18 protein-coding genes and 1 riboswitch are annotated in these 20,143 nt (G+C 61.1%); of the genes, 4 read left to right on the forward strand and 14 right to left on the reverse strand.

Features of this window, described 5'->3' with window-relative positions; genetic code table 11:
* Window positions 1–68: 68 nt before the first annotated feature.
* The 5 genes from AB4Z25_RS18510 to clpP all read right to left on the reverse strand — a co-directional run bounded on the left by AB4Z25_RS18510 (window position 69) and on the right by clpP (window position 6,843).
* A complete protein-coding gene (locus tag AB4Z25_RS18510; protein WP_112537427.1) occupies window positions 69–977 on the reverse strand; it encodes a DMT family transporter in 909 nt (302 codons plus the stop codon).
* Between the two features lie 79 nt (window positions 978–1,056).
* Window positions 1,057–1,204: riboswitch (FMN riboswitch) on the reverse strand.
* Window positions 1,205–1,327: 123 nt separating this feature from the next.
* Window positions 1,328–1,603 (reverse strand): DNA-binding protein HupB, encoded by a 276-nt coding sequence (gene hupB, locus AB4Z25_RS18515; protein WP_112389664.1) that lies wholly within the window; start codon window positions 1,601–1,603, stop codon window positions 1,328–1,330.
* Between the two features lie 204 nt (window positions 1,604–1,807).
* A complete protein-coding gene (gene lon, locus AB4Z25_RS18520; RefSeq protein ID WP_112389663.1) occupies window positions 1,808–4,225 on the reverse strand; it encodes an endopeptidase La in 2,418 nt (805 codons plus the stop codon).
* Window positions 4,226–4,629: 404 nt separating this feature from the next.
* Complete coding sequence (clpX, locus tag AB4Z25_RS18525) at window positions 4,630–5,907, reverse strand: ATP-dependent Clp protease ATP-binding subunit ClpX (protein ID WP_112389662.1); 1,278 nt, start codon at window positions 5,905–5,907, stop codon at window positions 4,630–4,632.
* Window positions 5,908–6,210: 303 nt separating this feature from the next.
* On the reverse strand, window positions 6,211–6,843 hold the full coding sequence (gene clpP / locus AB4Z25_RS18530; protein WP_112389661.1) for an ATP-dependent Clp endopeptidase proteolytic subunit ClpP: 633 nt from the start codon (window positions 6,841–6,843) through the stop codon (window positions 6,211–6,213).
* Window positions 6,844–7,220: 377 nt separating this feature from the next.
* Between clpP and AB4Z25_RS18535 the strand changes: the two genes are divergently transcribed.
* Entirely contained in the window at window positions 7,221–8,474 is a 1,254-nt protein-coding gene (locus tag AB4Z25_RS18535; RefSeq protein ID WP_112537428.1) for a GGDEF domain-containing protein, read from the forward strand.
* Between the two features lie 57 nt (window positions 8,475–8,531).
* A complete protein-coding gene (locus AB4Z25_RS18540) occupies window positions 8,532–9,776 on the forward strand; it encodes a cytochrome P450 (RefSeq protein ID WP_112537429.1) in 1,245 nt (414 codons plus the stop codon).
* Window positions 9,777–9,778: 2 nt separating this feature from the next.
* On the opposite strand, the gene AB4Z25_RS18545 is transcribed toward AB4Z25_RS18540, so the two are convergent.
* The 6 genes from AB4Z25_RS18545 to AB4Z25_RS18570 all read right to left on the reverse strand — a co-directional run bounded on the left by AB4Z25_RS18545 (window position 9,779) and on the right by AB4Z25_RS18570 (window position 15,482).
* Window positions 9,779–10,534, reverse strand: coding sequence for a DUF1194 domain-containing protein (locus AB4Z25_RS18545; protein WP_162698666.1), 756 nt, complete (start codon window positions 10,532–10,534; stop codon window positions 9,779–9,781).
* 119 nt (window positions 10,535–10,653) lie between these two features.
* Window positions 10,654–11,460, reverse strand: a complete 807-nt coding sequence (gene pstB, locus AB4Z25_RS18550) for a phosphate ABC transporter ATP-binding protein PstB (RefSeq protein WP_442208814.1) — start codon at window positions 11,458–11,460, stop codon at window positions 10,654–10,656.
* On the reverse strand, window positions 11,460–12,311 hold the full coding sequence (gene pstA / locus AB4Z25_RS18555; protein ID WP_112537432.1) for a phosphate ABC transporter permease PstA: 852 nt from the start codon (window positions 12,309–12,311) through the stop codon (window positions 11,460–11,462). The genes pstB and pstA overlap by 1 nt, the downstream gene beginning before the upstream one ends.
* Window position 12,312: 1 nt before the next feature.
* Window positions 12,313–13,290 (reverse strand): phosphate ABC transporter permease subunit PstC, encoded by a 978-nt coding sequence (gene pstC / locus AB4Z25_RS18560; protein ID WP_112537433.1) that lies wholly within the window; start codon window positions 13,288–13,290, stop codon window positions 12,313–12,315.
* A gap of 83 nt (window positions 13,291–13,373) precedes the next feature.
* Entirely contained in the window at window positions 13,374–14,396 is a 1,023-nt protein-coding gene (pstS, locus tag AB4Z25_RS18565; RefSeq protein ID WP_112389655.1) for a phosphate ABC transporter substrate-binding protein PstS, read from the reverse strand.
* A gap of 288 nt (window positions 14,397–14,684) precedes the next feature.
* Window positions 14,685–15,482, reverse strand: coding sequence for an SDR family NAD(P)-dependent oxidoreductase (locus AB4Z25_RS18570; RefSeq protein WP_112537434.1), 798 nt, complete (start codon window positions 15,480–15,482; stop codon window positions 14,685–14,687).
* A 149-nt stretch (window positions 15,483–15,631) separates the two neighbouring features.
* Here AB4Z25_RS18570 and AB4Z25_RS18575 point away from each other — a divergent pair, with 149 nt between their 5' ends.
* Window positions 15,632–16,093 carry a MarR family transcriptional regulator gene (locus AB4Z25_RS18575; RefSeq protein ID WP_112537435.1) on the forward strand — a complete coding sequence of 154 codons (462 nt, stop codon included), beginning with the start codon at window positions 15,632–15,634 and terminating at the stop codon, window positions 16,091–16,093.
* Window positions 16,094–16,103: 10 nt separating this feature from the next.
* Here AB4Z25_RS18575 and AB4Z25_RS18580 read toward each other — a convergent pair whose 3' ends face one another.
* The 3 genes from AB4Z25_RS18580 to AB4Z25_RS18590 form a co-directional block, all read right to left on the reverse strand.
* Window positions 16,104–16,448, reverse strand: a complete 345-nt coding sequence (locus AB4Z25_RS18580; RefSeq protein ID WP_112537436.1) for a cupin domain-containing protein — start codon at window positions 16,446–16,448, stop codon at window positions 16,104–16,106.
* An 8-nt stretch (window positions 16,449–16,456) separates the two neighbouring features.
* Window positions 16,457–17,074 carry a LysE family transporter gene (locus AB4Z25_RS18585; RefSeq protein WP_112537437.1) on the reverse strand — a complete coding sequence of 206 codons (618 nt, stop codon included), beginning with the start codon at window positions 17,072–17,074 and terminating at the stop codon, window positions 16,457–16,459.
* A 78-nt stretch (window positions 17,075–17,152) separates the two neighbouring features.
* Window positions 17,153–19,123 (reverse strand): transcriptional regulator, encoded by a 1,971-nt coding sequence (locus tag AB4Z25_RS18590; protein WP_442208815.1) that lies wholly within the window; start codon window positions 19,121–19,123, stop codon window positions 17,153–17,155.
* A 122-nt stretch (window positions 19,124–19,245) separates the two neighbouring features.
* Here AB4Z25_RS18590 and AB4Z25_RS18595 point away from each other — a divergent pair, with 122 nt between their 5' ends.
* Window positions 19,246–20,091 carry a class I SAM-dependent methyltransferase gene (locus tag AB4Z25_RS18595; RefSeq protein ID WP_442208816.1) on the forward strand — a complete coding sequence of 282 codons (846 nt, stop codon included), beginning with the start codon at window positions 19,246–19,248 and terminating at the stop codon, window positions 20,089–20,091.
* Window positions 20,092–20,143: the final 52 nt, after the last annotated feature.

Raw genomic sequence — 20,143 nt, forward strand, 5'->3', positions numbered from 1 at the left:
AACATGGGGGTTTTGAGGGAAGCGGATGACAGAGGGATGACAGGCGATGCGTTTTGCACCGCTTTGCATCAAGCCCCTGCCCGCTCGCGTCTGATCTCGTTGCGCATGATGAACAGCGAAGCCGTCAAAATCAGCGCTGCACCCAGCCAGAGATAACCTGCCGGCGCATAACCGAAGAACAGCCAGCCCGCGAGCACATTGAGCGGCAGCTTCAGATCGTCGAAGGGCTGAACGTAGGCGGCATCCGCCACCGTATAGGCGAGCGTCAGCAGATATTGCGCAAAGACCGTCAGCAGACCTGCAAAGACGAAGAGCGCGAGGGTGAAACCCTCAGGCAACTCGAAGCCAGCGGCAGCGGCAAGCACGCCGTTGATCGGTGTGAGCAGCACCAGCAGCCAGACAGTGATCGTTTCGGGCTTCTCGATGCCGGTCAGGCTCTTGGTGATCAGCGACGAGGCGCCCCAGAAGAGCGCCGAGAGGATCGGCAGCAGGGCTGCCCAGGTGAAGGCATCCGACCAGGGCCGCAGGATGATCATCGCGCCGGCGAAACCGGCGGCGGTGGCTGCCCAGCGCGCCGGGCCGACACGCTCGCCGAGAAACAGACGGGCACCGAGAATGATGAAGAATGGCGAGGTCATTACCAGCGCGATCGCCTGCCAGATAGGCACCGAAGCGAGGCCGGCGACCCAGGCCTCGACGCCGAGTGCGGCGAGCGCTACGCGAACAATATGGCGCCAGGGATAGGCAGTGCGCATGGCCGACAGACCAGTGCGCTTCAGAAACGGCAGCGAGAAGACCAGCGCAAAAGCATATTGCCAGAATGCGGCAGAGGCAGCGGAAAAGCCCATCTTCATCGTCACCCATTGGGTGACGACATTCAGAATGGAAAAGGCGATGCCCGCCAGCACCATGAAGGCGGCACCGGCCATCGCACGCGACGAGGAAAAGCTAAGGGAAGTCTGATTCATGTCTTTCATCCAGAAAGGGACCAACACAAATCAGGACGCATGAGCGCAGGACGGCTGCCGGGCAGACCCTGCCCCGCATGCGGCTCGCGATCATTCTCTTTCATCCGGACTATACCGTCGGCTCCGGAATTGCACCGGATCTGCTGACCCCTGCCCCTTTGCGGGCAAAGCGCTCGCGGGCTTGGGCCGAAACCCTTACCGCCGGTGGGGACTTTCACCCCGCCCTGAGAACTACCGATCCGTAGTTCAAAGGTCTTCCGCCTGCAAGCCGTCCGAAATGCAAAAAGGGTCCGGCTATCGCCGAACCCTTCAAAACTCCGCCTGCCGGTCTCGTTATCCGGCGGCCAAGCAAAACCGGATTAGCCGTTGACGGCGTCCTTCAGGCCCTTGCCGGGCGTGAACTTCGGCACGTTGCGAGCCGGAATATTGACTTCAGCGCCGGTGGACGGATTGCGGCCCTTGGTGGCAGCGCGATGAGAAACGGTGAAGCTGCCGAAGCCAGCGAGACGTACGTCACCCTTGCTCTTCAGTTCGCCCTGGACAACGTCGAAAACAGCGTCGACAGCAGAGGCAGCGTCTGCCTTGGTCAGGCCAGCTTTTTCAGCAACTGCGGACACGAGTTCATTCTTGTTCATGTTTCCACCCCTTTCAATGGTTTGAAACGACTCAATCTGTAAGCCAGGCACAGAATAGGTTTCATCAGGCCCGCCGCAACCCAAAAGCCCTGCAAATCAAGGAAAAGCAAGCACCTCCATAAGGTTTTCACAAAAAAGGCTGGCGATTTACGCCAGCCTTTTCGGGGATTTGCAGCAATTTGACATAAATGTGGCGAATGCCGCTCAATGAGCGATGCCAGCACCTGTGTCGTCAAGGCCTTCGACCGTTGCAATGACCGGCGTTTCAACCGTTCCATCCCACTCGATCGGCTCCGGCCTGCGGATCAGAGCATGCTTGATCACCTCGCCCATGCGCGATACCGGGATGATCTCCATGTTGTTCTTCACGTTATCCGGAATCTCCGCCAGATCCTTGGCGTTCTCTTCCGGAATGAGCACCTTTTTGATGCCGCCGCGAAGTGCTGCGAGCAGCTTTTCCTTCAGACCGCCGATCGGCAGGACACGGCCGCGCAGGGTGATTTCACCCGTCATCGCCACGTTCTTGTCGACCGGAATACCGGTCATGATCGAGACGATCGCGGTTGCCATCGCAACACCAGCCGACGGACCATCCTTCGGCGTCGCACCCTCAGGCACGTGGACGTGAATGTCCGACTTGTCGAAGCGCGGGGGCTCGATGCCGAAATCGACGGCGCGTGAGCGGACGTAGGATGCAGCAGCCGAAATCGACTCCTTCATCACTTCCTTCAGATTGCCGGTGACCGTCATGCGGCCCTTGCCCGGCATCATCACGCCTTCGATCGTCAGCAGTTCGCCGCCGACCTCGGTCCATGCGAGACCGGTGACAACACCCACCTGATCTTCGCGTTCGGCTTCGCCGTGGCGGAAGCGCGGAACACCCAGATAGGTGTCGATGTTCTCAGCCGTGACATGAACCGACTTCGTCTTGCCCTTGATGATCTCGGTGACCGCCTTGCGGGCGAGCTTCATCAGTTCGCGTTCGAAGTTACGAACACCGGCTTCGCGGGTGTACTGCTGGCTGATCGCCATCAGGGCATCGTCGCTGACCGAGAATTCCTGCGGCTGCAGCGCATGTTCCTTGATGGCCTTCGGCAGCAGGTGCCGCTTGGCGATTTCGCGCTTCTCGTCTTCGGTGTATCCGGCGATACGGATGACTTCCATGCGATCCATCAGGGGCGCAGGGATATTCAGCGTGTTCGCCGTGGTGATGAACATCACGTCCGAAAGGTCGTATTCGACTTCCAGATAGTGGTCCATGAAGGTCGAGTTCTGCGCCGGATCGAGCACTTCGAGCAGAGCCGAAGACGGATCGCCGCGGAAATCCTGGCCCATCTTGTCGATTTCATCGAGCAGGAAGAGCGGGTTGGACTTCTTCGCCTTCTTCATCGACTGGATGACCTTGCCGGGCATCGAGCCGATATAGGTGCGGCGGTGACCGCGGATTTCAGCTTCGTCACGAACGCCGCCGAGCGCCATGCGCACGTATTCGCGGCCGGTCGCCTTGGCGATCGACTGGGCGAGCGAGGTCTTGCCGACGCCCGGAGGGCCGACGAGGCACAGGATCGGGCCCTTGATCTTTGTGGCACGCGCCTGCACGGCCAGATACTCGACGATGCGTTCCTTGACCTTGTCGAGACCGAAGTGATCGGCTTCGAGGATCTTCTCGGCATTGTTGAGATCGGACTTGATCTTCGACTTCTTGCCCCAGGGAATGCCGAGCAGCCAGTCCAGATAATTGCGCACGACGGTGGCTTCGGCCGACATCGGGCTCATCTGGCGCAGCTTCTTCAGCTCCGCGTCAGCCTTTTCCTTGGCTTCCTTCGAAAGCTTGGTCTTGGAGATGCGCTCTTCCAGTTCGGCCATCTCGTCGCGGCCTTCCTCGCCGTCGCCAAGCTCCTTCTGGATCGCCTTCATCTGTTCGTTCAGATAGTATTCGCGCTGGGTCTTCTCCATCTGGCGCTTGACGCGCGAGCGGATGCGCTTCTCGACCTGGAGTACCGAGATCTCGCCTTCCATGAAGCCGAGCGCCTTTTCGAGACGGGCCTTGACGCTGGTGGTTTCCAGCATCTCCTGCTTCTCGGTGATCTTGATCGACAGATGCGACGCAACCGTATCGGCAAGCTTCGAGTAGTCGTCGATCTGGCTGGCAGCGCCGACAACTTCAGGAGAGATCTTCTTGTTGAGCTTCACGTAGCTCTCGAATTCCGAGACGACGGAGCGCGACAGCGCTTCCAACTCGACCGGATCGTCGTGCGGCTCTTCGAGCACATGACCGAGGGCTTCGTAGAAATCTTCGCGGGCCGTATAGGCATCGATCTCGGCGCGCGCACGGCCTTCGACCAGAACCTTGACGGTGCCGTCGGGGAGCTTCAGCAACTGCAGAACATTGGCCACGGTGCCGACATTGTGGATCGCGGACGGATCCGGATCGTCGTCGCTGGCGTTGATCTGGGTTACGAGCATGATCTGCTTGTCAGAGCCCATGACTTCTTCAAGTGCACGGATCGACTTCTCGCGGCCGACGAACAGCGGCACGATCATATGTGGGAAGACTACGATGTCGCGCAGGGGCAAAACAGGATAGGCAACACTGCTCGCTACAGACGTTTTCTTCGTCATTTCTTATTCCTTTCCATCGTCCCGTTTCCGGGCTCTCTGGCGCGGCCGCTTGGGACCCGGCCGGCACTCTCACTTGGGTTACAAGTGGAGGTTCTTCTTACCCTTTTCAAGCCACGCCAACGCTCGCGCTCCCTGCTTGTGACAGACTTATTACAAAGGAACGCCCACACTATGACGCGCGTAACTGTAGTGGCGCTTACCAATTCCGAACCGGCTAAAATACTGGGCCGGAAAACACGCTACGGAATCATTCCATCATTGCCGGGGACGCCGCATTCCGCAACGTCAGGAACAGCGTTTTCAAGCTTCTTCTGCAATAATTAACAGGAGGGCTCCCGGTTCACAAAATAGAAAGGGGCTCGCCGCAGGCAAGCCCCTAAATCTAACCATGCCGTCTACGACTATCAGGCAGAAGCGTTGGCCTTCTCGTCCTGACGGTCAGCGTAGATGTAGAGCGGGCGGGCCGAGCCGCGCGCCACTTCCTCGGAGATGACCACTTCGCGGACACCTTCCAGCGCCGGCAGTTCGAACATCGTGTCGAGCAGGATCTTTTCCATGATCGAGCGAAGGCCGCGGGCGCCAGTCTTACGGACGATCGCCTTGCGGGCGATTTCGCGAAGGGCATCCTCGTGGAATGTCAGTTCCACGTCTTCCATCTCGAACAGGCGCTGATACTGCTTGATGAGCGCGTTCTTCGGCTCCGACAGGATCTGGATCAGCGCGTCCTCGTCCAGATCCTCAAGCGTCGCCAGAACCGGCAGACGGCCGATGAACTCGGGGATCAGGCCGAACTTGACCAGATCCTCGGGCTCGAGTTCGCGCAGCACTTCGCCGACGCGGCGGTCATCCTGCGCCTTGACACTGGCGCCGAAGCCGATCGAGGTCTTCTCGCCACGGGCGGAGATGATCTTGTCGAGGCCGGCGAAAGCGCCACCGCAGATGAACAGGATGTTCGTGGTATCGACCTGCAGGAATTCCTGCTGAGGATGCTTGCGGCCGCCCTGCGGCGGTACCGAGGCAACGGTGCCTTCCATGATCTTCAGAAGCGCCTGCTGGACGCCCTCGCCCGACACGTCGCGGGTGATCGAAGGATTGTCCGACTTGCGGGAAATCTTGTCGACTTCGTCGATATAGACGATACCGCGCTGAGCGCGCTCAACATTGTAGTCGGCAGACTGCAGCAGCTTCAGGATGATGTTTTCGACGTCTTCACCGACATAGCCGGCTTCGGTCAGCGTCGTCGCATCGGCCATCGTGAAGGGAACGTCGATGATGCGGGCGAGCGTCTGGGCAAGGTAAGTCTTGCCGCAGCCGGTCGGGCCGACCAGCATGATGTTCGACTTCGCCAGCTCGATTTCGCCGTTCTTGGTCGCATGCGCGAGGCGCTTGTAATGGTTGTGAACGGCGACCGACAGGATCTTCTTCGCCTGACGCTGGCCGATGACGTATTCGTCGAGAACCTTGATGATGTCCTGGGGCGTCGGAACGCCGTCGCGGGACTTGACCATCGAGGACTTGTTCTCCTCGCGAATGATGTCCATGCACAATTCGACGCATTCATCGCAGATGAACACCGTCGGCCCGGCAATCAGCTTCCGGACTTCGTGCTGGCTCTTTCCGCAGAAGGAGCAGTACAGGGTATTTTTGGAGTCGCCGCCGTTGCTGCCGCTGACCTTGCTCATTTCACTTTCCTTCCAGCACGCCGCATTTCAAAGGTGAAATCGCGGTCCACTCAATGGCCCGCCAGCCCGCTCCGCCACCGGAGCATCAGCCGGCCTAGCTTCAAGGGGTAAGAACCGGAACCCAACCAAACACGCTCAAGTTCCGGCGGCAACGAATTCCCCTTCGAATGCCGAATGCTATGTCATGAAAATTCAACATAGCATTAATACTTACTCTTAGCGTGTCCGCTCCGGGATTAAACCCCTTGTTCAATCACAATTGGGATAGAACTGTGGCAGCGAAAACACCATCCCAATTAATCACTATGCCGCAGCATCGCCTTCCATCTCGGTGCGCGACGTCAGAACCTTATCGACGACGCCCCATTCGCGGGCTTCGTCAGCGGTCATGAAGTGATCGCGGTCGAGCGTCTTTTCGACTTCCTCGTAGGAGCGGCCGGTATGCTTGACATAAACCTCGTTCAGGCGGCGCTTCATCTTCAGGATGTCGCGTGCATGGCGCTCGATATCCGAAGCCTGACCCTGGAAACCGCCTGATGGCTGGTGAACCATGATGCGGGCGTTCGGCGTTGCGAAGCGCATGTCCTTGTCGCCGGCGCACAGCAGCAACGAACCCATCGAAGCTGCCTGACCGATGCAAAGCGTCGAAACGGCAGGCTTGATGAACTGCATCGTGTCGTAGATCGCCATGCCGGCGGTGACGACGCCACCTGGCGAATTGATGTAAAGCGCGATTTCCTTCTTCGGGTTTTCGGCCTCGAGGAAGAGAAGCTGGGCGCAGACGAGCGTCGCCATGTGATCCTCGACAGGACCCGTCAGGAAGATGATGCGTTCCTTCAGCAGGCGGGAGTAGATGTCGTAGGAGCGTTCACCGCGATTGGTCTGTTCAACAACCATCGGCACGAGGGCCATAGCGGTATCGACTGGATTTCTCATGTGCGTCCTTTGTCAACGTCTTGCCGGCCGGGCCGGGAATCAAAGAAAAATGCCTTATCCCTACATAGAGTGTCCCTGCCCTCTACTTCAAGACACGCATAAGGATAACGTTAAGAAGCAAGGGGACCGGTGGAAAAGCCTTGTGCTGCGATGTAGCGTCTATCTGCGAATTGCCGCTTAACGGCGAGTGACCTGCAAGCACCCGCACAGCTTTTCTCGGCGACAGGATGAAGGGAAGCTTAATCTATCGGCAAGTGCTTTCAAACGTTTACCCTTTGCAAAGCCTAACCGCGAATATCGCGTGCCGCCGATCTCCCGATTAATCAACTGGCGAAGATTGGCGGATGAGTATGCCCCTGACTTCAAGGGGTATTGCCGTGTTTAGTGTTACGACAGGATTGGCGATCTGGTGCTCGGAGGCCATGACGCTCGCTTTGCTGCTGCTGATGGCCTGGCGCCACAACACGCGCAACAAGGCCTATCTGCTGTGGAGCTTCGGCTTTCTTCTCAGCGGCGCAGGCTTTGCCATGGTGGCGCTGCGCGGTGAAATCCCGAATATTCTCTCTATCGAAGGCGGCAATGCCGTGGCACTAGCCGGGCAAAGCGCCTGGGTCGCCGGTTTCATGGCGCTCGACCGCCGGAAGATCGAATGGTGGGCGCTGCTGCCGCCGGCGATCTGGCTGGCCGGCGTCTTCTTGCCATGGGTCGGCGGCGACTACGGCAACCGCGTCATCCTCTATAATCTGGCCTCGGCCACGGGTGCGACCGCGCTCGCCATGGCGGTTGCCACCGGTAACATGCGCCAGGAAAGAACGCGCAGCAAGCTGGCTGCCGTGTTCGTCATCCAGGGCGTGTTCTGCTTTGCCGTGGCACTGATGATGGCGCTGACCTTGCCAACCGATGCTCAGGCCACCAATTACGGCGGCGTGGCAGCAATGGTGAGCGCCTTCCTGCTGACGATCGCCTTTGCACTGACCTGCCGCATGATCATGGAACGCTCTGAAAGGCATTTGCGCGTGTTGAGCCTCACGGATTCGCTGACCGGCGTCTGGAACCGCCGCGGCCTGTTTGCCCGCTTCGGCGCCATCCAGGAAAAGGCCTTCGACGAAAAGCGCCAGGTGGCCGTGCTGCTGTTCGACCTCGACCATTTCAAGCGCGTCAACGACCGCTTCGGCCACCAGGCCGGCGATGCCGTACTCTCGGCTTTCGCCCTATCCGCCCGCCAGTTCGTGCCGAACCATGTCTTCGGCCGCATGGGCGGCGAGGAATTCGCCGCCTTCGCAACGGTTGCCGACCAGACGGAAGCCGAAGCGCTGGCCGAGGCGATCCGCACCGAGTTCTGCCGCCTGCCGATCTCGACCGGCGAAGCGATCGTTCCGGCGACCGTCAGCATCGGCGTAGCCATCGCCTCGCCGATTGAAGCCAATGTAGACAAGATGATCTCGGCCGCCGACCGGGCGCTCTATGCCGCCAAGGGCGCCGGACGCAATTGCAGCGTCATCTTCGGCGAGAAGGAGACGGCTGCTCCGCCGCCGGCAAAAATGGACCAGAATGCCGGCGAACTGGTTCCGACCGTCGACGATCAGGTCGAGGCGTTGCGCCGGATGGGCTCGCTTTCCCGCGCCGGTTGACGCAGAGCCGTTGCTGCATCTTTTCGAGGCTTGGCAAATCCGCTAAGCCTCGAAGCCATGATGATAGCACCCTTTCTCTCGATCGATCCCGCCACCCGCCGCGTTTCTCTCGATAGCAGCGATCCGGCTTTCTATAGCAATCCGAACGCCGTCTATTCGGCGCTGCACCAGCATTGTCCGACCTTTTATTGGGAACAGCAGAAGCAGTGGTTCTTCACAGGCTACGACCATGTGAACAGCCTGTTGCGCGACCGCCGCTTCGGCCGCCAGATCCTGCACATCGCCAGCCGCGAAGAGCTAGGACTGCCGGAGCCAGACCAGCATGTGGCCAATTTCGATCTGGCCGAGCGCTATTCCCTGCTTGAGTTGGAGCCGCCTGAACACACCCGTCTGCGCACGCTGGTCAACCGCGCCTTCGTCTCCCGCCATGTCGAGCGGATGAAGCCGGAGCTGGAAGAACTCGCCAACCGGCTGATCGACGGCTTCGCGGACAAGGGCGAGGTCGAGCTACTCTCGGCTTTTGCCGATATCATTCCGGTGACGATGATCGCCCGGATGATCGGCATCCCCGAGGAGATGGGACCGCAGCTTCTCGACTGGTCGCATGCCTATATCGGCATGTATCTCTTCGGCCGAACCCGCGAGGACGAGGACGGCGCCGAGAAGGCCGCCAAGGAATTCTCCGACTATGTGAAGACGGTGATTGCCGAACGCCGCGCCGCGCCGCGCGACGATCTGCTCAGCCACATGATCCATACCGAGCACAAGGGCCAGTATCTGACCGAGGACGAGCTCGTCTCGACGACGATCGTCCTGCTCAATGCCGGCCACGAAGCGACGGTGCACCAGATCGGCAATTCGGTACGCGTCATCCTCGACAATGGCTGCGATCCGGCCGAACTCTTCAAGGATGAGCCGACGACGGAGCGGACGGTCGAAGAGACGTTGCGCATCTGCGCGCCGGTTCACATCTTCCAGCGCTGGGCTCTCGAGCCGGTCGAGATCGACGGCATTTCGTTCAAACGCGGCGACAAGGTGAGCCTCATTCTCGCGGCAGCCAATCTCGACCCCGCGAAATTCACCGATCCCCTCACCTTCCAACCCGGTCGCAACGAAGCCCCGAACCTCTCCTTCGGCGCCGGCATCCACTTCTGCATCGGCGCGCCGCTGGCGCGTCTGGAGCTCAACGTCGTCCTGCCGATCCTCTTCAAGCGTCTGCCGGGCCTGCGGATGGCGAAGGTGCCCGCGGTGAAGGATGTCTATCACTTCCACGGGCTGGAGCGGCTTGATTTGGCGTGGTGATTTCAGCGGTTTCCGGCAATCTCGCCGAAGCCGCCGATCTCGCGCAGTAGCTTGCGGTAGATGGCGCTTGGGTAGTCGGCGGCGGAGCGGACCGGCATGGCGAATGCGCCCGGGCCGCCGATGACCTCGCGGTGAAAATAGGAAAACAGTGCTTCCGGAGAGAGGTTCGGCTCCTCGTTGTCTTCGTCGCCCTGGGCGCTGATGACGAGGGCGTTGATCGTCATGCCATCGGCGATCAGTTCCCGGCGCACGGGCGCGACCTCCCGGCCGATGCTGTTGACGCCATCGCTGGAGATGTTGACGACCAGCCGGTCGGGCGCGTAGCCGCTCTGGCGCAGCAGAGAGGCTGAATAGGAAAGCGCCTCGCTGATCGAGGTGCCGCGACGAAGCTTGGTCGGGGAATTCTCGGCAAGCCGCAGCGAGAACATCCAGCAATCGGCCTCATCCTTGAGCAAGGTCCAGGGAACCACCATCCGCTGGCCGCGGTCGCCGCCCCATTCGACATAAGTGACTGCGATGCGGCCATATTTGCCGCTGCCGATCGCGTCGATGATCTCGGGCTGGCGGAAGGCGGCGACGAAGCCGTCCTGTTGCATCGCCTTCTCGCGCGGATCCATCGACGTCGAGACGTCGGCGGCGATAACCAGCGCGAGATCGATCCTCTCGCCGGCAAAGGCGACCGATGACATGCATATAGCAAACAGAAGCCCCGCGATGGCTCCCTGTGGAAGCCACCGCCCGATCATTCCCGAAGACATGAAGCCCTCCCGCATCGCGCCGCTCGCGACCGGGCTCTCTTACCGGAAAGGACCGGCGCCGGTAAATTAGCGTATTCGGATACACCTAAAGGGATTGGGCAAAAGGGCTACCGGGCGTATCAGCCATAACGTCCGGTAATGTAATCCTCGGTGCGCTTGTTTTTCGGTGCCTGGAAGATCTGCGATGTCGGGCCGTATTCGACGAGTTCGCCGAGATACATGAAGGCGGTGTTGTCGGAGATGCGGCTCGCCTGCTGCATGTTGTGCGTGACGATGACGATGGTGAAATCGGTCTTCAGCTGCGACACCAGTTCCTCGACCTTCGCCGTCGAGATCGGATCGAGTGCCGAGGTCGGCTCGTCGAGCAGCAGGACTTCGGGGCGCAATGCCACCGCGCGGGCAATGCAGAGACGCTGCTGCTGCCCGCCGGACAGGCCAAGACCGCTGCCCTTCAGCTTGTCCTTGACCTCGTCCCAGAGGGCTGCCTGGCGCAGCGCCTGCTCGACACGGACATCCATGTCAGCTTTGCCGAGCCGCTCGTGGTGGCGGATGCCGTAAGCGATATTGTCATAGATCGACATCGGGAACGGCACCGGCTTCTGGAACACCATGCCGACGCGGGCGCGCAGCTCGTTCATCGAATAGCGCGGGTCGAGGATGTTTTCGCCATCGAGCTTGACGGTGCCAGTCGCGCGCATCTTCGGATAGAGCATGTAGATGCGGTTGAGGATGCGCAGCAGCGTGGACTTGCCGCAGCCGGAGGGGCCGATCAGCGCCGAGACCTGCCGTTCGGGGAAATTCAGGCTGACGCCACGGATCGCATGCGCGTCGCCATAGTAGAAATTGACATCTTCAAGGGTGAACTTGTCGTTGGCCATCGGCATCACGGTCCTGCGGGTGTCTAATGTGGAGGAAGATTGCAGCATCATTTGCCACCTTTACGGTTCAGAATGGCGCGGGAGCCCACGCTCAGAAGCAGCACGATTGCGGTCATGACGAAGGCGCCCGCCCAGGCGAGCACATGCCATTCGTCGTAGGGGCTCATCGCGTACTGGAAGATCACGACCGGGATGTTGGCCATCGGCTCGGACATATCCGTGCTCCAATACTGGTTGTTCAACGCAGTGAAGAGCAGCGGCGCGGTTTCGCCGGAGATGCGGGCGACGGCGAGCAGGATTCCGGTGAGGATACCTGCCGAGGCGGCGCGATAGAGCACGGCGACCGTGACCTTCCAGCGCGGAATGCCGAGCGAAAGAGCTGCCTCGCGCATCACGTCCGGTACAAGGCGCAACATCTCGTCGGTGGTGCGCACGACCACCGGCAGAAAGATGAAGGCGAGCGCGATGCCGCCGGCATAGCCGGAGAAATGGCCGGTCTGGCGGACGACGAGCTCATAGACGAACAGGCCGATGATGATTGACGGCGCCGACAGCAGGATATCGTTCATGAAGCGGATGACCGCGCCGATCTTCTTGCCGCGGCTGAATTCGGCCAGGTAGGTGCCGGCCAGAATGCCGATCGGCGTACCGATGATGACGGCGAGCACGACCATCATCAGGCTGCCTGCAAAAGCATTGGCGAGGCCGCCGTCTTCACCAGGGGGCGGCGTCATCTCGGTGACGAGCTTCAGGCTGAGCGCCGAGAGACCGTTGACGAGCGTCGTCCAGAGGATCCAGACGAGGAAGATCAGGCCGAGGCCGGTGGCGCCGGTGCAGAGCGTCAGCGCGATGCCGCTCTTGATCTGGCGGCTGCGATAGATGGAGTTGGAACCGGCCATCTTATTCGCCTCTCTGCTTTGCCATGCGCAGCAGCATCAGCTTGGCGGCGGCAAGGACGATGAAGGTCACGACGAAGAGGATGAAACCCAGCGCGATCAGCGACGACAGATAGATGTCGGTATCGGCTTCGGTGAACTCGTTGGCGATGGCGGCGGCGATCGAGTTGCCGGGCTCCATCAGCGAGACGGCGATATTGTGGGTGTTCCCCAGCACGAAGGTGACGGCCATCGTCTCGCCGAGCGCGCGGCCGAGGCCGAGGAAGATGCCGCCGACAACGGCGGTACGGGTGTGCGGGATGACGATGTCGCGCACCACTTCCCAGCGCGTCGAACCCAGCGCATAGGCCGATTCCTTCAGCTGCGCCGGGACGACCAGGAAGACGTCGCGCATGACCGAGGAGATGTAGGGGATGATCATGATCGCCAGCACGATGCCCGAGGTCAGCATGCCGATGCCCATCGGGGCGCCCGAGAACAGAAGGCCGATGCCGGGGATCGGGCCGAGCCAGTCGATCAGCGCCGGCTGAACGTAATCCGACATGAAGGGCGCGAAAGTGAACAGGCCCCACATGCCGTAGATGATCGAGGGAATGCCGGCGAGCAGTTCGATCGCGCCGCCGATCGGTCCGCGCAGCCAGCGCGGCGCCACTTCGGTGACGAAGACGGCAATGCCGAGACTGACGGGAACGCCGATCAGCATGGCGAGCGCAGAGGTCACCAGCGTGCCGTAGATCGGCACCAGACCGGCAAAATGCTGGGCAACAGGGTCCCATTCGGTACCGGTGATGAAGCCGAAACCGAAGGTGCGGAAGGCGAGAAGACCGCCCCATGCCATGGAGATTGCCGCCGCCAGGAGTGCGGCGAGAACGAACAGGCCGCAGCCCATCACGATCCAGTGGAAAATGCGGTCGCCGTTGGCGCCGTCGCGGCGCTTCACATCCGGCACGACGGCCGGCAGCGATGCCAGTGCTTCACTCATATCGATACTCGACTTGCTTTTGAGGGGGCGTCAAAGCAAACGGGGCAGAAAGCGAATGCTCCCTGCCCCGGCATTTCCAGGACTTAGCCCTTGAAGGACGCCGTCCAGTAGTCTTCGATCTGCTTCACCAGCGTGGCCGGCAGCGGAACGTAATCGAGGGAAGAGGCTTCCTTCTGACCGTTCTCGAGTGCCCACTTGAAGAAGGCGAAAGCAGCCTTGGAGCGCTCGGCATCCTTCGGCTCCTTGTACATGATCGCCCAGGTGGTGGCGGTGATCGGCCAGGCCTTTTCGCCAGGCGCGTTGGTCATGATCAGGTAGAAGTCCTGGGCCTTGCCCCATTCGGCGCTGGCAGCAGCAGCCGAGAAGCTATCTGCATTCGGCTTCGGATACTGACCGGAGGCGTTCTGAACGAGAACGAAGGGCAGCTTGTTCTGGAGGGCGTAGGCGTATTCGACGTAACCGATCGAATCTTTCACGCGGGTGACGTAGGCAGCGACGCCTTCGTTGCCCTTGCCGCCGATGCCGACCGGCCAGTTGACGGCAGTGCCTTCACCGACTTTGGACTTCCAGTCCGGGTTGACCTTGGAGAAGAAGTTCGTCCAGTTGAACGAGGTGCCCGAACCGTCCGAGCGGTGAACGACGGCGATCTGGCTGTCGGGCAGCTTGAGGCCCGGGTTCAGGTCGGCGATCGCCTTGTCATTCCACTTGGTGACGTTGCCGAGATAAATGTCGGCGAGAACCTTGCCGGAGAGCTTCAGCTCGCCCGACTTGATGCCCTTGACGTTGATGACAGGAACGATGCCGCCGACGACGACCGGGAACTGGCCGAAGCCGCCAGCGCTGAGGTCTTCAGGCTTCATCGGGGCGTCGGACGCGCCGAAATCGACGGTCGCAGCCTTGATCTGGGCGATACCGCCGCCCGAGCCGATCGACTGGTAGTTCAGCTTGTCACCGGTCTGCTTGTTGTAATCCGCGGACCACTTGGACAGAACCGGATAGACGAAGGTCGAACCGGCGCCGGTGATGTCGGCGGCAGAGGCGGACACTGCGAGCGCAGCAACCAGGCCGGCGCCGAGGCAGGCCGAAAGAAGTGTTTTGGTGAGCATATGGTCTCTTCCCTGAATGGAACGAACAATCGACGAGACCGGCGCCATGGAGGGGGTATCCACTGGCAAAGGGCGCTGAAATTCCCGTCGCAAAGGCGGGCTAGGCGCTGCACATTACAGTTTGATGACAGTTCTGCGACAGTTCGAAGTCGGCCGCCGATGCCCCACATAGCGTGCAGGACTGTTCGTTCACTAAATCAAGGATTTAACCTGTAAGGCTCTGTAAACATTACAAAATGTTAATGTCGGACTGCGTTGGTTTGACGCAGCCCGGCAAAAACCGGAGCCTTATGCAATGCCGTAGCGGCTGGCCGGCTTGTTGTGTGAGAGGTTGGGTCCGAGCGCATGGCGGGCGGCGTTCAACGCTTCAAAATCGGCCGGATCAGGAAGCGACGGGACGGTGACGAGTTCACCCTGGTCGAAGCCGGCAAGGGCCGCATCGACGAGATCGGTGACGTCCATCACCATCGACGGCGGCAGCTGATCAACCGAGCCGCCAGCGCGTTCGAAGATCTCGGTGCGGGTCAGGCCCGGAAGAACAGCTTGAACCTTGACGCCCTTCGGGCTGGCCTCGGCATGGATCGACTGGGTCAGGTTGAGCACAAAGGCCTTGCTGGCATTGTACGTGCCGTGGAAGCGTTCGGCGAGGAATGCGACCACCGAGGCAATGTTGATGATGGCGCCCTTGCCGCGCTTCGCGAAGGTCTGCGCCGCTGCGACACCGAGGCGATTGACGGCCACGACGTTGATCTCGATCATCGTTTCGAGATAGTCGATATCGTCTTCGAGCAGTGCGCCTTTAGGGCCGACACCGGCATTGTTGACGAGCAGCGTAATCGCCTCGTCCTCGCGCAGGCGCTTCTCGACCTTTCGCACGTCTTCCCTGTTCGTCAGATCCGCCTGCAGGACCTCGGCCTTGATGCCGTGAGCGGTGGTGAGCTTTTCAGCCAGGGCATTCAGACGGGCTGCATCACGGGCGACCAGCAGCAGATCGTATCCGCGCATTGCGAGACGATCGGCATAGGTGGCGCCGATACCCGAGGAGGCGCCGGTAACGAGAGCTGTACCAAGGGAGGAAGTTGACATCGTGAAATCCTTTTCGATGCGTTGGTAATTAGTGGTATATGCCACTATATTGAGATCAACGACATCTTGCGCAAGGGCGCACCGAAGAAATTATCGAAGACGATTGACGGCCGGCAGCAATCCGGTGACACCGGATCAGGAGAACGACGATGGACGAAAAAATACCGGGCTTCGAAAGCTGGACCGTTTGCAGCAACAGCGCGCTTCGCCGCGCGACCCGCCAGCTCGGGCAGCTCTATGAGGAGGTCTTTGCGCCAAGCGGGCTGAGAGGCACGCAGTTCGGGCTACTGACGCAGATCCATATGAACGACAAGCCGTCGCTGAAATTCCTGGCCGACGGGCTGGTGATGGACCTCTCCGCCCTCGGACACACGCTGAAGCCGCTAATCCGGGACGGGCTGGTGGAGCTGGTGCCCGACGAAAAGGACAAGCGCGTCAAACGGGCGACGCTGACGGAGGCCGGACGGGCAAAATGGGAAGAAGCCAACCGTCTCTGGGCCGAAGCACGCGACCGCTTCGAAAACGCCTTCGGCACTGAAGCGTCGGAAGAATTGCGCAAAACCCTGAACCGCATTTCCTCCCCCGCTTTCGCGGAGAGTTTTAGGCGCTGAGGTTCGGCACTCAGACCCTGATCACATAATCCTTGCGAGTCGTTTCAACGACTTCCCAGGTTCCGTTGAAGCCGGGTCTGAGGATCATACGGTCGCCGGCCTTGAGATGCACCGGTTCGCCGCCGTCTTCGGTGACGATCGAATGGCCTGACAGCACGTTGAAATATTCCCACTCATCGTAGGAAATCCGCCATTTGCCGGGTGTCGCTTCCCAAATGCCGGCGTAGAGGCCGCCTTCGGCTTCCTCCAGGTTCCAGGTGCGGAATTGCGGATTGCCGGAAACGACGCGGTCGGCGGCGGGCGCGCCCACTTCGGGCTCGACGGACGCCGGGTCGAATACGAGTTGATGCGGCATGCTATCTCCTATCGGGCAGATGTCAGAAGCTTGACGCCGAATCCCATGAAAATGAGGCCGGCCATCGCGTCGATGCGTCGGCGTCCTCGCGCATAGGCGCCTGATACGGTAGGGTTTCGCAAGACCGTCAGAACGAAGGTATACCAAAGCGAAGAGACCAGAACCATCGTCACCACGGCCAGAGCGCCATGCACCCAGGAATGGTCGGCAGGCAGGGTGGCGGCAAAGAGACTGGCGACGAAGACGGCCGATTTCGGATTGGCGAGATTGGTTATCAGGCCGGAATAGAAGGCCTGCCGGCTGCTCATGGCGGGGCGGACCGCAGGTTCGCCCAGCGTTGCGGACTTGCTGCAGGTCTTCCACAAAAGCTTGGCGCCGAGCCAGAGAAGATAGGCGCCGCCGGCGATCTTCAGGAACAGGTAGGCAAAGGGCGCGGCTGCGAACAGGGCGCTGATGCCGAGCCAGCCGGCAAGCCCCCAGCAGACCGTGCCCAGGATGACTCCGGCGATGACCGCGACCGCGGCACGCGTCGAGCCCTCCAGCGCCGTGCGCACGACGATGAAGAAATTCGGGCCCGGCGTGATGGCGGCGACCGCCCATATTGCGGCAACGGAGAGAAGAAACATGGCTTGATGAGACTCGCGGAAATGTTTTTCAGACCAGAACCTTAGAGGCTTTGGCTGGCTTGGCCAAGTGGGACGGAATCACGTCAGCCCGATGCGCGTTGCTGCTTCCCGGAATAAGGCCTGGTCCACCGGCACGAGATGAAAAGCGGCGAAGAAATCGGCCAGATGATAGCCGGAATATCGCTGGCGGATCGCCGCGACGTGCGCCCGCCCCTCATCGAGCCGCCCGCCAACGGCAAGGCAGAGCGCGGCGATGGCCATAATATGCACATGCGCGTTGGGGCGCATCGCGGCCTTTGCGGCCCAATCGGCAGCCTCCTCGTATCGGCCAAGGCGCACCAGAGCGATCGCCCGGCTTGCCAGCATTCCAAACAGCATCGGATCGTAGGGGCTGAGGGATTGCGACTGGTCTGCAGAAAGGATCGCGGCCTGCGGGTCCCCGGACTGGCAGTGCACGAAGGCCAGTGAATAATGCGCGAAGGCAAAGCTCGGGCTGAGATCGACGGACTGGCGCAGTTCCTCGATCGACTGATCATGCAGCTTGCGCAGCCATAGCGCCCGGCCGATCGACAGGTGGGCGGCCGGATCGCGGTCGTCGGCAAGCAGTGCCTGGCTGGCCGTCCGGTAGGCCAGTTCCGCCTGTTCGTCGCGGTCGGCCCAATGCTGGAAGGCATTCTGGAAATGCGTGAACGAAAGCCCGGCATGGGCGCGCGCGAAGGTGGGATCGAGGCTGATCGCCCGTTCGAAAAACTGCTGCGCCTGATCGTTGTCGGCCTTGGTGAAGCGGAACATGTGCCAGAGACCGCGGTGATGCGCTTCCCAGGCATCCAGCGAATTGGGCGGTTTGAGGAAGGCGCGGTTGCGCTCCTGCGTTTCGATCTCCCGCTCGATCGAGGCTACGACGCGGCTGCCGATCTCCTCCAGCAGCAGAAGGGTCTCTCCGGCATTCTGGTCGAACGCGTCGGACCATACGATCGTGTTGGACCGCGCCTCGATCAGTTCCAGCCGGATGATGATGCGGGTTCCGGTGCGCTCGAAGATACCGTTGACCACGTAATCGACGTTGAGGGCAGAGGCGATGTCTTCGGGCGAGCGCATCCGCTCCCGCAGCGCGAACATCGTGCCCTGGGCAATGACTTTTAGCGTCCGGAGCTTCGCCAGCCGGGAAATGATGTCATAGACAAGCGCATCCGACGTGCCGCCGGGCATGGCAAGCACCGACATGTCGTTGAAAGGCATAACGGCGATCGAGGCGCGGCGGCGGCTATCGGCAGGCGTTTCCGATGGCGGTGTTTCAGGTGCCGTGGATGCCACGGCGGCAGGTTTTCTGCGAAGGTCTTCCCAGAGCGCGCGCAGGGACGCGGTCTCGATGCCCTCGGTGGCAAAAGACCGCAACGTGGCCTCAAAATGTTCGCCTGCATCGCGAAGCCGTCCTTCGGCGACGAGCGTTGACAACAATAACTGGTGAGGCCGGAGATCGAAGGGTGCCAACTCGATCCAGCGGTCGAGATAAGGCAGTTGTTCGGCACCGGCCAAAACCTCGACGATATGGGCGAGGATATCCGCCTGCATGTCGCGGAAGCGGCGGCGCTGGGAAATCAGCCATGTTTCGAAGGCCGGAAGTCTGTCGATCGCGAGGCCATCCAGGAACTCGCCCGAGGCGCGATCGGCAAGTGACGCCAGCGCTGCGACCGGCACGCCGTCGAACCCGGCGCGGGCCGCCAGGGCGACCTCGACCGCATCGATGGCACAGCCGGTGAGATCAAGAGCGACCGTATCGCCCTGCACGATCACGCGCTCGCCGATCACGGCGCGGATGCGGCTCAGGCACCAGCGCAACTCGCCGCGCGGATCGTCGGCGACATCCCAGAAGAGGTCGCAGAGCTGTGCCCTGCCCTGCGCATAGGGCGAGAGGATCAGATAGGCGAGCAAGGCGCGGACTTTTCGCGACCCCGGCAGCTTCACCTCGGCACCGTCGCGGCGGACCGCCATCGGCCCGAGAAGGCAGATTTCCAGTGGCGGCCGTTCGTGCCGCCCGGATATTTCCACGGTTGTTCCCACGCCTGGTGACACGGCGTCCCCCATGGTCACCGCCTATACCGGAAGCGTCCGGCGGCTTGATGCACGGCGGCGGTATTCACACTTCAACAATCTGATCCAGGGAGAGAAGAATGTCCACTTCCGCGGCTCTTGCCGGCACACCCGCTCAACCGATGGCCGATCTCGCAGCTCTGAAGGCCCGCCAGCAGGGCGCCTGGTCTTCGGGCGATTATGCCGTCGTCGGCACCACCCTGCAGATCGTCGGCGAGAGCCTTTGCGAGGCGCTGGATTTGCGCGCCGGGTCCAAAGTTCTCGACGTCGCTGCCGGCAACGGCAACGGCTCGCTGGCCGCCGCGCGCCGCTGGTGCGCAGTGACGGCGACCGACTATGTGCCGGCCCTCCTGGAAAAGGCGAAGGAGCGGGCAAAGGCCGATCGCCTGATGATGGAGTTTCAGGAGGCGGATGCCGAGAACCTGCCCTTCGCGGACCAGAGCTTCGACTATGCGATGTCGATCTTCGGGGTGATGTTCACCCCCGATCAGGAGCGCGCGGCCGCCGAACTGCTGCGGGTTTGCAAGAGCGGCGGATCGATCGGCCTTGCGAACTGGACGCCCGACGGCTTCATCGGACAGCTGTTCAAGACCATCGGACGCCACGTGCCGCCACCAACAGGCGCCCGCTCGCCTGCGCTTTGGGGCACGCGTGCCCGGCTTGAGGAGCTGTTTCCATCAAGCAAGGCATCGGTCGTCGCGACGCCGCGCCAATTCGTATTTCGCTACAAGTCCTCAGCGCATTGGCTGGATGTCTTCCGGACGTTCTACGGGCCGGTTCTCAAGGCCTTCGGCACGCTCGATGACACCGGGCAAAAGGCGCTAGCGGCCGAGCTCATGGAGCTTGCTACCCGTTTCAACCGGGCCGAGGACGGTACCATGGTGGTTCCGAGCGAGTATCTGGAAGTGGTGATCATGAGACGCTGAGATGGGCTGCCGCGCCGATAAGCCGGCGTCACGCCGGTGTCACGCGACGGCA

Source organism: Rhizobium sp. RAF36, from assembly GCF_052114105.1.
In the GTDB taxonomy this organism is placed as follows: Bacteria; Pseudomonadota; Alphaproteobacteria; order Rhizobiales; family Rhizobiaceae; genus Rhizobium.